Source organism: Pseudoalteromonas sp. ESRF-bin5, from assembly GCF_002632075.1.
GTDB lineage: Bacteria > Pseudomonadota > Gammaproteobacteria > Enterobacterales > Alteromonadaceae > Pseudoalteromonas > Pseudoalteromonas marina.
Map to the genome: position 1 here is coordinate 1 of NZ_NTLW01000163.1, position 12,508 is coordinate 12,508.

Annotated in this window: 14 protein-coding genes; 11 read left to right on the plus strand and 3 right to left on the minus strand. The window is 39.2% G+C overall.

Features of this window, described 5'->3' with window-relative positions:
• A partial coding sequence (locus BCG07_RS09145; RefSeq protein ID WP_286889904.1) for a DUF412 family protein occupies positions 1-203 on the minus strand: 203 nt, incomplete at its 3' end.
• A 282-nt stretch (positions 204-485) separates the two neighbouring features.
• Here BCG07_RS09145 and BCG07_RS09150 point away from each other — a divergent pair.
• The 7 genes from BCG07_RS09150 (at position 486) to BCG07_RS09180 (ending at position 7,127) form a co-directional block, all read left to right on the plus strand.
• A complete protein-coding gene (locus BCG07_RS09150) occupies positions 486-1,700 on the plus strand; it encodes an acetate kinase (protein ID WP_286889907.1) in 1,215 nt (404 codons plus the stop codon).
• A 1-nt stretch (position 1,701) separates the two neighbouring features.
• The gene (gene pta / locus BCG07_RS09155) at positions 1,702-3,855 is read left to right on the plus strand and encodes a phosphate acetyltransferase (protein WP_286889905.1); all 2,154 of its coding nucleotides are present in this window, start codon (positions 1,702-1,704) and stop codon (positions 3,853-3,855) included.
• Between the two features lie 223 nt (positions 3,856-4,078).
• Complete coding sequence (locus tag BCG07_RS09160; protein ID WP_010557487.1) at positions 4,079-4,465, plus strand: ACT domain-containing protein; 387 nt, start codon at positions 4,079-4,081, stop codon at positions 4,463-4,465.
• A 3-nt stretch (positions 4,466-4,468) separates the two neighbouring features.
• Complete coding sequence (locus tag BCG07_RS09165) at positions 4,469-4,966, plus strand: PTS glucose transporter subunit IIA (protein ID WP_243533445.1); 498 nt, start codon at positions 4,469-4,471, stop codon at positions 4,964-4,966.
• Positions 4,967-4,969: 3 nt separating this feature from the next.
• Positions 4,970-5,314: an ArsC family reductase gene (locus tag BCG07_RS09170; RefSeq protein ID WP_286889906.1), complete on the plus strand. Its 345-nt coding sequence runs from the start codon at positions 4,970-4,972 to the stop codon at positions 5,312-5,314.
• The gene (dapE, locus tag BCG07_RS09175; protein ID WP_375276597.1) at positions 5,314-6,441 is read left to right on the plus strand and encodes a succinyl-diaminopimelate desuccinylase; all 1,128 of its coding nucleotides are present in this window, start codon (positions 5,314-5,316) and stop codon (positions 6,439-6,441) included. Before BCG07_RS09170 ends, dapE begins: the two co-directional genes overlap by 1 nt.
• The gene (locus BCG07_RS09180; RefSeq protein ID WP_008131500.1) at positions 6,441-7,127 is read left to right on the plus strand and encodes a M15 family metallopeptidase; all 687 of its coding nucleotides are present in this window, start codon (positions 6,441-6,443) and stop codon (positions 7,125-7,127) included. The genes dapE and BCG07_RS09180 overlap by 1 nt, the downstream gene beginning before the upstream one ends.
• Positions 7,128-7,135: 8 nt before the next feature.
• Here the strand turns inward: BCG07_RS09180 and BCG07_RS09185 are convergent, their stop codons facing one another.
• Complete coding sequence (locus BCG07_RS09185; protein WP_008131498.1) at positions 7,136-8,005, minus strand: DMT family transporter; 870 nt, start codon at positions 8,003-8,005, stop codon at positions 7,136-7,138.
• A 309-nt stretch (positions 8,006-8,314) separates the two neighbouring features.
• Here BCG07_RS09185 and BCG07_RS09190 point away from each other — a divergent pair, with 309 nt between their 5' ends.
• Genes BCG07_RS09190 through BCG07_RS09205 form a run of 4 tightly spaced genes read left to right on the plus strand, consistent with a single transcriptional unit; the run spans position 8,315 to position 11,224 of the window.
• Positions 8,315-9,679: a COG3014 family protein gene (locus tag BCG07_RS09190; RefSeq protein ID WP_243533443.1), complete on the plus strand. Its 1,365-nt coding sequence runs from the start codon at positions 8,315-8,317 to the stop codon at positions 9,677-9,679.
• Between the two features lie 8 nt (positions 9,680-9,687).
• Complete coding sequence (locus tag BCG07_RS09195) at positions 9,688-10,113, plus strand: YcfL family putative periplasmic lipoprotein (protein ID WP_008131494.1); 426 nt, start codon at positions 9,688-9,690, stop codon at positions 10,111-10,113.
• Between the two features lie 11 nt (positions 10,114-10,124).
• On the plus strand, positions 10,125-10,739 hold the full coding sequence (lpoB, locus tag BCG07_RS09200; protein ID WP_008131492.1) for a penicillin-binding protein activator LpoB: 615 nt from the start codon (positions 10,125-10,127) through the stop codon (positions 10,737-10,739).
• 17 nt (positions 10,740-10,756) lie between these two features.
• Complete coding sequence (locus tag BCG07_RS09205) at positions 10,757-11,224, plus strand: outer membrane lipoprotein (protein WP_008131489.1); 468 nt, start codon at positions 10,757-10,759, stop codon at positions 11,222-11,224.
• 54 nt (positions 11,225-11,278) lie between these two features.
• Here the strand turns inward: BCG07_RS09205 and BCG07_RS09210 are convergent, their stop codons facing one another.
• Positions 11,279-12,496: a pyridoxal phosphate-dependent aminotransferase gene (locus tag BCG07_RS09210; RefSeq protein WP_243533436.1), complete on the minus strand. Its 1,218-nt coding sequence runs from the start codon at positions 12,494-12,496 to the stop codon at positions 11,279-11,281.
• Positions 12,497-12,508: the final 12 nt, after the last annotated feature.

Below are 12,508 nucleotides of genomic sequence, written 5' to 3' on the forward strand. Positions count from 1 at the left end.
GCTTGTGGTAAAAAATCAGGGCCAAGGTAGTTGAGTTGAAAAAATAATGTCAACATAGCAAGAATCGGCATAACAGTAATGGCAAGTTCTGTTGCTCTAATTACCCTAAACTCACTAAACAATGGAGCTAACTCTTTTCGCATTGGCCATTGTTTTGCGTACTGTCTACCAATTTGAACTTGTGACATCACACTTTTTTGCATCATGACTCCTCACAATTACTAAATTCAATATATAAATTAGCTCGTATTTTACAAAGTGTAACACAAATACGGCGGGTTTCACTTAATCAGTAAAAGTGCTTAATTATGCTGTTAAATTGTGCAAAATACTAAACTAAATACATCAAATAGTTTAAAATATAAAACTTATTCATGGGTCTAACGACCTTGTTTATAATATCTTTAGCCTTTTAATTAAGACCTGAGTGTAACAGTAAATAATTAATGTTCACTTACTAAACTTTATTTATGGAAATTATATCTATGCCAACACCCGCTCCTAAGTCACAACATGTTTTAGTATTAAACTGTGGTAGCTCAAGTTTAAAGTTTGCCATTATTGATGCAAACACCGGCCATGAAATTATATCGGGCTTAGCAGAGCGACTAGGTGCAGCAACTCCGTCGGTAAAGTATAAATACAAAGGTGATAAAACACTTATTGATTTAGCACCAGAGCAAGCTCACGCTGAGGCTATTAATACGCTAGTAACGTTAATAAAAGATCACAAACTAGATGAACAGCTAATTGCTGTTGGTCATCGTGTTGTTCACGGTGGCGAGCACTTCACCAAATCAGTATTAATTAATGATCAAGTTATTGAAAGCATAACCCAGGCTGCAACACTTGCACCGCTTCATGGCCATGCCAACTTGCTGGGTATATCGTCAGCGCAAGACTCGTTTAAAGGCTTACCTCAAATTGCCGTATTCGATACGGCTTTTCACCAAACTATGGATAAGGTCGCATACCTTTATGCGCTACCTTACAATTTATATACCGAGTTTGGTGTTAGGCGTTATGGCTTTCATGGTACGAGCCATTTTTATGTTGCCGGGCAAACAGCAAAACTACTTAACCAACCTATTGAAAAAAGTAATTTTATCAGTGCTCATTTGGGGAATGGCTGTTCTGTATGTGCGATTAAAAATGGCAAGAGTGTCGATACAAGTATGGGCCTAACGCCACTTGAAGGGTTAGTAATGGGTACTCGCAGTGGCGATATTGATCCAGGTTTATTTAACTTTTTAACGACACAACTTGATTATAGTGCGCAACAAATAGATGACTTACTTAATCAAAAAAGTGGTTTGTTAGGCATTAGTGAGCTTTCTAACGATTGCCGTACCATTGAAGAAGCTGCTATGGCGGGAAATCAACAAGCAGCATTAGCACTCGAAATGTTTTGCTATCGTTTATCTAAGCAAATTGCGTCGTACATGGTGCCTTTGCAGCGTCTTGATGCGCTTATTTTCACCGGCGGTATTGGAGAAAACTCAGATATCATTCGTAAAAAAGTGATCACTCAACTTGGATTTTTAGGTATGGAATGTGACACGCAAGCAAACCTAGATGCTCGTTTTGGTCAACAAGGTGTAATTAGCACTGAGCAATCTCGTATCAAAGCTGTCGTCATGCCAACGAATGAAGAATGGGTTATCGCCCTCGACTCTGCAAATATTGTTAAGGAGCTATAATATGGCACACCGTATTATGTTGATACCGATTTCTACGGGAGTTGGTTTAACATCTGTTTCCGTCGGGCTTGTGCGTGCGCTTGAGCAAAAGGCGGTAAAAGTTAATTTCTTCAAACCTATTGCTCAACCGCGCTCTGGCGAAACCGGTCCAGAAAAATCGACACAAATAATAAAGCAAGGCTCCCCTATTGACCCACCAACACCGTTTGCATTGGATTACGCAGAGCAAATGATTGGTGATGCAAAGGGCGACGACCTATTAGAAGAAATTGTTGAGCGCTTTGAAAGTAAAATTAACGACGATGAAGTAGCCATTATTGAAGGCATGGTTCCTACTCGTAAACAACCTTATGCTGGGCGCGTTAACCGTGAAATAGCGCAAACACTCGGCGCAGATATTGTATTTGTATTAACGCCTGGTAACGACAATATTACCCAGCTTGAAGATCGTCTTGAGATTGCTGCTGGTAATTACGGTGGTATTGACCACCCGCGTGTATTAGGCTGTATTTTTAATAAAGTTAATGCCCCTCTAGATGAAGAAGGCAGAGCACGCGCCGATTTAGTCGACTCCTACAAACCTAATGAAGTAGATAACGAACTAAACCGCTTAGCATCACTGCCAATTTTTAGAAAAAATCCATTTATGTTACTTGGTGCAATACCATGGGACTTTGATTTGGTCGCACCACGAGTGAAAGACCTAAGTGCATATTTAAAAGCCACAATTATTAACGAAGGTGACATGCTGCATCGACGCCTGCGTCGTATCACATTTTGTGCACGTACAGTGTCTAATATTTTAAACCACTTTACACCTGGTGCATTATTAGTTACTCCTGGCGATCGTTCTGATATTTTAGTAGCTGCGTGTTTATCGGCAATGAATGGTACTAAAATTGGGGCAATATTACTCACCGGTGGTTTTATGCCAGAACAGCGTATTATGGCGCTGTGCGAACAAGCAATGCAAACTGGCCTCCCAATTTTAGCAACAGAAGCCGATACATGGCGAACATCGTTATTACTTCATAACTTTAATATGGAAGTGCCAAGCGATGATGACCAACGTATAGAAAAAGTGAAAAGCCACAATGCTGAATATATTGACTCAGATTGGCTTAACTCACTGGCAAAAAATGTGGGGAAAACACGTAAACTCTCACCACCAGCTTTCAGATACTTACTTACAGATAAAGCCCGTAAAGTAGGCAAAACGGTTGTTTTACCTGAAGGCAACGAACCTAGAACTATTAAAGCGGCTGCTATCTGTGGGCAACGCGGTATAGCAAAAACCATTTTATTAGGTGATCGCGAAGAAATAATGCGTATTGCTGAGCAACAAGGTATAGAGCTCAACGAAAATGTAAGTATTGTAGAACCAAGCAGCATCATTAATGATTATGTCGAGCCTATGGTCGAAATCCGAAAAAGCAAAGGTCTCACTGCTGTTGTAGCGCAAGAACAATTACTTGATAACGTAGTACTGGGTACTATGATGCTTGAACAAGGCAAAGTTGACGGACTTGTTTCAGGAGCAGTTAACACAACCGCTAATACAATTAGACCGCCATTACAGCTCATCAAAACGGCCCCGGGCTCATCGCTTGTATCGTCGGTATTTTTTATGTTGCTGCCTGATCAGGTACTCGTTTACGGAGACTGTGCAATTAACCCAGATCCAAATGCTGAACAACTTGCTGACATTGCGATTCAGTCAGCTGACTCAGCTGCAGCTTTTGGTATAGAGCCGCGTGTTGCCATGATCAGCTACAGTACAGGTACATCTGGTACAGGAGCCGACGTTGAAAAAGTGCGAGAGGCAACCAAAATAGCTCAACAAAAACGTCCCGATTTGATTATTGATGGTCCCCTTCAGTACGATGCAGCAATTATGGAAAACGTTGCGCTTAAAAAAGCACCAAATAGCCCCGTAGCAGGTAAAGCAACGGTGTTTATTTTCCCTGATTTAAATACCGGTAATACAACCTATAAAGCCGTGCAAAGAAGCGCAGACCTCATCAGTATTGGGCCAATGCTTCAAGGTATGCGTAAACCAGTCAACGATTTAAGCCGTGGTGCATTAGTTGATGACATTGTGTACACAATCGCACTTACCGCTATACAAGCAGCGCAAGTCGAAGCACTTAATTAAAGGCTTTAATTAACATGTGCTTTTTATAGCCTAGCTAATTTCTAATTATAAATTAGTTAGTTAGGCTATTTATACCTCTCAACCCCCATAGTTATCCACAGAAATTGTGGGTAAGTATAAGTAGCTCATATTTTGCAGCTTAGTTACGGTGAGTTACCGCTTTAATTTATCTTTAATAATCTATACTATTAATAAATCGTCTTTGCTGTACCGCAGGTTTTTAATGTCAAAACAAACATTACAATTACACAGCACTATTTTGTCTATACATAGTTTAGATATTGATGCTGATATCCCTGCTGCTTTGTTAAAACTTCCGTTGTTTTTTATCTCAAAAACCCATGACGAACTGTCAATTGTATGCCCCAGTAGTTTTGAATTACACAGCCTGGATACAGAATCTAATTGGCAAGCATTAGAAGTTATTGGCCCTTTAGGGTTTTCGTTAACAGGAATTATGGCTAATATTTCTGGCGTGTTAGCTAAAGCACAAATATCTATCTTTTCTATTTCAACTTACGATACTGACTACATACTTGTAAAAAAACAAACAGCGGCCCAGGCAATCACAGCACTAAAAAAAGATGGCTATAATGTGGTGACAAACTAATTTATGAAAGCACAACCAATAGAGCTTATTGCACAAAATAAAATCCCCCGTGATGCTATTAATATCACCAGTCCTTTTACGGGAAAGGTAGTAGAATTAAGTAATCACCCAGAGCCTTTGTTCAGTTTTGGTACACTTGGCCCCGGTGTTATGGTGCAAGCAACCAGTCATAAAATTTTAGCCCCCTTTGATGGGGTTTTACTGCAGGTTAAAAACGCAGGAACTGAATTTATTTTGCAGGCTAAAAATGGTTTAAAAATACTCATTAATTTAACCTTACCTGCCTCTGCAGCAATTACGCATACCCATATAGCACAGTTAAATGGCAGCCAAGTACTCAAAGGCCAACGACTTGCTTATTTTGACCTTAGAGAATTAGACTCCCCCATGCTAGGAAGTTTAATATTACTTAATGGTCACAAACTGGGCACATTTCATTATTCACACCTGCATGTAAAAGCAGCTGAAGACACCTTATTAACTATTATTAAAAAGAAGTAACTTATGATCACTCTTTACGGAATTAGTAACTGCGACACAATTAAAAAAGCTAAAAAGTACCTTACAGATAATAATATTGAATTTACCTTTCATGATTACCGCAAAGAGGGTGTTAATGAACAAATGGTCGCTGAATTTGCTAATAAATTAGATTGGGAACAATTAGTCAATAAACGTGGAACTACATACAGAGCTCTAAGTGACGAGCAAAAACAAAATTTGACTAAGCAAAATGCTATTCAATTATTAGTTCAGCAGCCCGCCATGATAAAGCGACCAGTATTAGTTAACGGTACTGATTTTTATTTAGGCTTTAAGGTCGCGCAATACGATGAGATTTTTAAATAATGAATGAAGTAATTGCACTTGCACAAGCCTTGATACAGCGTGAATCTGTCACCCCAGAAGATGCCGGCTGTCAACAAATGATGAACGAACGTCTTGAAGCGATCGGCTTTAATATAGAGTCACTATTTTTTACAGATACATTAAATACTTGGGCACGTAAAGGCGAACAGTCGCCGCATTTTTGTTTCGCAGGACACACAGATGTAGTGCCTACGGGTCCCGCAAAAAACTGGCAGCACCCACCTTTTTCAGGGCTGGTAGAAAATGGTTTATTGCATGGTCGAGGAGCTGCCGATATGAAAGGCTCGCTTGCTGCCATGATTGTGGCTACTGAGCGTTTTGTAACTAAACACCCCGACCACAAAGGATCAATTTCTTTTTTAATCACTTCTGATGAAGAAGGACCATTTATAAATGGAACCACCCGAGTTATTGATACACTAGAATCTCGCGGTGAAAAAATTGATATGTGTTTGGTTGGCGAACCTTCATCTCGGGATGTCTTAGGTGATGTAGTTAAGAATGGCCGACGCGGCTCGCTTACCGGATTCTTAAAAGTTAAAGGTATTCAAGGACATGTTGCCTACCCTCACCTGGCTCAAAACCCTATTCATCTAGCCACTGAAGCATTAACAGAGCTTAGCCAAACCCAGTGGGATAAAGGGAATGATTTTTTTCCGGCAACCAGCTTTCAAATATCAAATATTAACGGCGGCACAGGTGCAGGTAATGTGATCCCTGGTGAGCTAGATGTGCAATTTAATTTTAGATTTAGCACCGAAGTCACACATCAACAATTACAACAGCGTGTAATCGACATTTTACAAAAACACAACTTAAACTACGAGTTAAACTGGATTGTAAATGGTCTCCCATTTATTACAGAACATGGTCCACTCGTTGACGCAACCGTTAATGCTATTGAGTCTGTGACAGGATTAGCAACCAATTTAGAAACCACGGGGGGAACCTCTGATGGTCGCTTCATTGCACAAACCGGTGCTAAAGTCATTGAGCTTGGGCCTCGTAATGCCACCATTCACAAAGTGGATGAGTGCGTAAGTACAGATGACTTAATTAAACTCACCGACATTTACGAGCAAATACTTGAGCAATTGTTAACCTAATGACTGATTTAGAAGTACCCACGATAGCGTGTGTCACAGGGCAAAGTGATACACATTTAACTAAAATACAAAGCCATCGTTTGCATAGCGCTATCACTGCTGATTTTATAGCGCTACAAAACGCAGCTAAACAAGCTGGGTTTGACTTAACTATTGCATCAAGCTTTAGAGATTTTGACCGTCAGGCGCTAATTTGGAATAACAAATTTTCAGGACAAAGGCCTGTTTATAATTCACAACAAAAGGTTGTTGATTTAACGAACTTAAATGACATTGATAAGTGTATTGCAATTATGCGTTATTCAGCTTTACCTGGGGCAAGTAGGCACCATTTTGGTACCGATTTGGATGTGTACGACAAAGCCAGTGTTAGTGACGATTATCAACTGCAGTTATCTCCTCATGAATATGAGAAAAACGGTCCCTTTTCAGCATTTAGTGAATGGCTCGGTATTCACCTTGAGAAATTTGGTTTTTATCGGCCTTATCGCGAAGATTTAAACGGGGTAGCTCCTGAACTTTGGCATATTAGCCACATTAAGCAATCACAATTGCTAAGTATTCAACTAACTGAAAGTGCTTTACGAAAATGCATTGAAAACAGTGAACTACTTGGTAAAAGTGCCGTATTGGCGCACTTACCTTCACTTTATAAGCGCTTTGTGACCAACGTTAGTCCACCATAAAAGAAGGACTACTCCTTCTTTTTATTTAAAATAAATATGAGTACCGCTGTTAATATAACTAAGCTGGCGATAACAAATTCAACCGTTAATTGTTCTTGTAAAAAAATAACGCCTGCAAACGCTGCAACTACCGGCACACACAATTGCACAACCGCAGCCTGCGTGCTTTTAAGTAATGGCATTGCAACGTACCAAATACTATAGCCAATGCCAGAGGCTAAAGCGCCAGAAGCGCTCGCGAGTAAAATGCCTTGTATGGTAAGTGCGTTAAAGTAGCTCATACTAACAAGTAATAAGATGGGGAGCGCTACTAAACTTCTAATAAAATTAAACCCTGTCGTTCGCAATGGCGATACACATACTTTGCCACGTATACTGTAAATACCCCAAGCAACACCGCTTATGGCCATCAATCCCGCTCCTATTAGCGAGGGCACCGCCGCTGAGGGCAGCATCAAATAAGCAAACCCCGTAACAGCAATCAAAAAAGCAGCCCACTGCACGGCGCTTAATTGTTCTTTTTTATATATACCCCAACCAATCATCGTAAGTTGCACGGCTGAAAATAAAATCAGAGCGCCTGTTCCGGTATCTAACTCAACGTAGGCCACCGAAAAACTAAGTGCATAAACAAGTAAACTAATGCTACTTCGCCAACTCCCTGTATCACTTAAAATAGCATCATTAAATGACCCATTACGTTTTAGATTATAAGTATAAACGCTCATAATAATACCTAAACATGCAGCACCGCTTAATAAACGAATGATGGTAAAGTTATAGGGATCTATATACCCCTCAGCTAATGCCATTCGGCAAAATAAAGAATTGGCGGCAAATGCTATTAAAGCAATAAATGTATATATAGCTGCTTTCAAAATAATCCTTTTTAACCTAAATCTGGTTGTTAAATAATCTGTTTTTATGGGTGAGTAGTTAAATAACTTAAACTGCTATAAAAGTAAGTTATTTATACAGCATAAGGCAAAGTGTGCAAAAACTTTCAACTTAATAAGACCTTAACTTTTCGCTGTCTATTTCACACATTACTAAATTCACGCCTTATTCACATAGAACATGCATATTTACCTTAACGATGATATGGCTCTACGTTTTTTTACAATGTTTCACACTCTTGTTTAAAGTGAGTGTGTTAACCTGCTTAAGTAGATTAAAAGGAGTGCTGTGTGCGCAGAAGTATAATTTTAAGCGTTTGTTTTATTTTAAGTGGTTGTAGCTCTATAGGGTTTAACGACCTATTTAACGATTACGCCACACAAATGACGCCAGTGCGAAATGCTATTGAAAATAATAACCTACAACAAGCTAAATCGTTAATTGCTGACAATAGCACTATACACAGTAGTTACTTGCTTAACCAACTTGAGCAAGCGCGTATCAACGACCTTACTAATTCAGCTGATAACGCTCAAAGCAAATTCGAAAACGTATATGCTCAAATGCAAACGAAACGCCAAGCTGCAAAGATTCAACTAAGTGCCGGGCTTGAACAAAGTAATGCATTATTTACGAATGACTCGGCAATTACCTATGTACCGCCTGCTTACGAGATGAGCATGCTTCATAGTTATAAAGCACTTAACTATGTTTATAAAAATGATATTGAAGGCGCACTGGTCGAAATTCGCCGAGCTAATAAAGTACAAGCCGATGCGCTTAGCGAGAATGAAGCAGAAATAGATTCAGAAAAAAATGAAGCGCAGCAGCATTATCCAAGTATGAATAATGTGACAAGAGATGTTAAAAACGGCTTTCAAAACGCATACACTTTTTACTTATCGGCTTTGCTTTACCAAAGTGCAAAACAGTTTGACGACGCCTACATAGACTACAAAAAAGCGTTAGCTATTCAACCAAATAATAAATATTTACAGCAAGATGTAATTCGCTTAGCTAAAAAACAAGGGTTTCATCAAGAATTTGACGAATACACACAACGTTTTGGCGAACTTAGCACTTTAAAGCCTAACCATGGTGAAGTAATCGTATTACTTGAACAAGGTTTCGTGCCCAAACAAACTGAATTTAAATTAAGACTACCGATTGATACAAGTAAAGGTGATGTTCGTTTTTATAGCCTTGCTATGCCCGTATATAAAGACAGTGCTTACATTAGCCCAATACAAAATGTGAATATTGCTGGACAAGAAGTAGCATTAGCGCCATTAGTTTATTTAGAAGCCCTAGCCGCTAAAACTCTTGAACAAGAAATACCAGGCAAAATTACACGCCAAGTATTACGGCTCATAACTAAAGAAAAAGTTCGCGCTGAGCTTGCGCGCAGCGCAGGAGATGTAGGCAACATTTTAGCCAATATATATAATTTAGCGTCAGAGCAAGCCGACACCCGAAGCTGGCTTACATTACCAAATCAAATTTCTGTAGCGCGTCAAAGTCTGACAGCAGGTGAACATATATTAAATATAGGCAATCAACCGCCTATTAGTTTTACCGTTAGTAAGCAAGGGTTAACTTTAATTTACCTAACCTCTATTAATAACTATTTTAACTACCATGTAGTTCAACTCTAGGAGACACCATGAAATACATAGTGCCAATGTGTGCCGTTTTATTGCTAAGTGCTTGTGCAACACAGCCTGACACATCAGGTATAGCGGTTGAACAAAATAAAGGAAATTTTAATGATCAACTTAGAGTGGATAACCCTGATTTAGGTGAAAAACTCGCCATTACCGACGTTAAAACGCGTCAAACAAATCAGTTAACGGATGTCGTGGTTACCCTATCTAGCCAATATAAAAAGTCACAATATTTACAGTATCAATTTAAATGGTTTGATAAAGATGGATTTTTGATTAAAGGAAATCATTCACCGTGGCAGCCATTAACTTTATTTGGTTTTGCTAATACACAATTACCAGGTTTAGCGCCTAGCTCTGATGCTGTTACATTTTCACTGGCAGTTAGAAAAGTATCAACTGAATCTCAAGAATTTAAAGATTAAAGGAAACTATTATGAACACGACATTTAAAACAGCATCCACCTACGCATTGGTCGGGCTCAGCGCATTGATCTTAAGCGGCTGTGCTAACAAAGCCGTAGTTAGCTATGGTGACGCTCAAGCAGTTGAAACAACTGATATAAATTTTGGTTCTACCGATTTACAAAAAGTCGCGAGCCAAATGACCGACTCATTACTAAGCTCGCCAGTGGTGGGAACCATGACTCAAAATAACCGTCCTGTTGTGTTTGTGGAACGTATTAAAAACAAAACCAGTGAGCATATTGATACAGAATCAATCACTGATTCTATCTCAACGCAAATGCTACGCAGCGGTAAGTTTCGCTTTGTAGACATGACACGTGTTGAAGCTGTACGTGAACAGCTAACCTTTCAAAACGAAGATGCATTAGTGAACCCAGCAACAGCGGTTGCATTTGGACAACAAATTGGTGCGCAATACATGTTGTATGGCAACTTATCAAGCATTGTTAAAACAAATGCAGATAAATCAGACGTATATTATAAATTCACAATGCGTTTAATGGATATGAAAAGCGGACTTATTGAATGGGCGGACGAAACTGAAATTCGCAAAACCAAAGAAAAATCAACCTTTGGCTGGTAAGCCGATAGGAGTAAGTTATGAAAGCAATTGCTGTAATTATGTGCGCTTTACTTACATTAAGTGCACCCACTTTTGCTAAATACGAGCGCAATAAAGCCGTAGCAGTTCAAAAAGTGTTGTTTGGTGACATTAAATCAGTACGAAACATCAGCGAGCAAGAACTAATACAAGACAAAAAGAACGGCTGGAAAACGTTTGGTGGCGCACTTATTGGTGGTGTTATTGGTAATCAATTTGGTGGTGGCAGCGGTCGTGCTATAGCCACAATTTTAGGCTCAGTTATCGGTGGTAGCGTTGCTAACAATAGTCAGCAAGGTAGCTATTACAAACAAACTCAGTTAGTTGAATTACTAATTCAGGTAGAAAATGGCGACCAATTTATGGTAGTTCAAGACCTAGACCAAGGTATGCGATTTCAAAAAGGCGATAATGTGAGGTTAGTTTATTTAGGCGATAACACCGTAAGAGTAGATAAAGCATATTAATAACACGCCTTTAAAAACAAAAACGAGCCAACAGGCTCGTTTTTTTATAACGTTTTATAACTGGCGATAATCTTTAAAAAAACGCTGCATTTTTTGCATGGCATCAGTTAAGTCATCTTTATTAGGTAAAAACACTAACCTAAAGTGATCAGGCTCTGGCCAATTAAACGCACGCCCATGCACTAACAATATTTTTTCGGCCTTGAGCAAATCAAACATCATTTGCTCATCGTCTTTTACATTAAAGTGTGCAGTATCAACCTTGGCAAACGCATATAAAGCGCCTTTTGGCTTTTTACAGCTAATCCCTTCAATCGCGTTTAAACCGCGCCATGCAATATCACGTTGTTCGTATAATCGCCCGCCCGGATTAATTAAGTTATCAATTGATTGCACACCACCTAATGCCTGCTGAATTGCATATTGGGCAGGTACATTAGCGCATAAACGCATTGACGAGAGTATATCTAACCCTTTACTTAAGTCGTCCATGGCTGATGTTTTACCACTTAAAACCATCCACCCCATTCTTAGCCCAGCAGCACGGTAAGTTTTAGCTAAACCATTAAAAGTAATCATTGGCACATCATCACACAATGAAGCAATTGAAGTGTGGCTAACTCCATCGTATAAAATCTTTTCGTAAATTTCGTCGCTTAACAACAGTAACTTGTGCTCTCGCGCAATATCTATTAATTGCTCAAGCAGGTCATCACTGTATACCGCACCAGTAGGATTGTTCGGATTAATTAACACCAAGGCTTTGGTTTTAGAGGTGATTTTACTTTTTATGTCATCTATATCAGGAAACCAGTCTTGCTCTTCATCACATAAATAATGAACGGGATTACCGCCCGCTAACTTAACTGACGCAGTCCACAACGGATAATCTGGCGCAGGGATAAGCACTTCATCGTCGTTGTTAAGCAAAGCTTGAGTGATCATTTGGATTAGTTCACTTACCCCATTACCAATATAAATGTTATCAACGTCTAAGTTGTTTAACCCACGTTGTTGATAATGTTGGTACACAGCTACTCTGGCTGAGTAAAGTCCTTTAGAGTCACAATAACCTTGGGCAGAATACAGGTTACGGATAATATCGCGATGCATATCTTCAGGCATATCAAAACCAAATGCAGCTGGATTACCGATGTTTAATTTTAAGACTTTTTGACCATCGTCTTCCATTTTTTTAGCTTGAGCTAAAACAGGTCCACGAATGTCATAACATACGCCTTCTAATTTATGACTCTTTTTTATATCTGACATTTTACCTCTACT

What these genes read in the sequence shown, in the direction of transcription:
- dapE (WP_375276597.1), top strand. Translation starts at nt 5,314, where the DNA reads ATGAATGAAGTAATTGCACTTGCACAAGCCTTGATACAGCGTGAATCT.
- BCG07_RS09205 (WP_008131489.1), top strand. Translation starts at nt 10,757, where the DNA reads ATGAAAGCAATTGCTGTAATTATGTGCGCTTTACTTACATTAAGTGCA.
- BCG07_RS09195 (WP_008131494.1), top strand. Translation starts at nt 9,688, where the DNA reads ATGAAATACATAGTGCCAATGTGTGCCGTTTTATTGCTAAGTGCTTGT.
- BCG07_RS09160 (WP_010557487.1), top strand. Translation starts at nt 4,079, where the DNA reads ATGTCAAAACAAACATTACAATTACACAGCACTATTTTGTCTATACAT.
- pta (WP_286889905.1), top strand. Translation starts at nt 1,702, where the DNA reads ATGGCACACCGTATTATGTTGATACCGATTTCTACGGGAGTTGGTTTA.
- BCG07_RS09150 (WP_286889907.1), top strand. Translation starts at nt 486, where the DNA reads ATGCCAACACCCGCTCCTAAGTCACAACATGTTTTAGTATTAAACTGT.
- lpoB (WP_008131492.1), top strand. Translation starts at nt 10,125, where the DNA reads ATGAACACGACATTTAAAACAGCATCCACCTACGCATTGGTCGGGCTC.
- BCG07_RS09165 (WP_243533445.1), top strand. Translation starts at nt 4,469, where the DNA reads ATGAAAGCACAACCAATAGAGCTTATTGCACAAAATAAAATCCCCCGT.
- BCG07_RS09180 (WP_008131500.1), top strand. Translation starts at nt 6,441, where the DNA reads ATGACTGATTTAGAAGTACCCACGATAGCGTGTGTCACAGGGCAAAGT.
- BCG07_RS09210 (WP_243533436.1), bottom strand. Translation starts at nt 12,496, where the DNA reads ATGTCAGATATAAAAAAGAGTCATAAATTAGAAGGCGTATGTTATGAC.
- BCG07_RS09170 (WP_286889906.1), top strand. Translation starts at nt 4,970, where the DNA reads ATGATCACTCTTTACGGAATTAGTAACTGCGACACAATTAAAAAAGCT.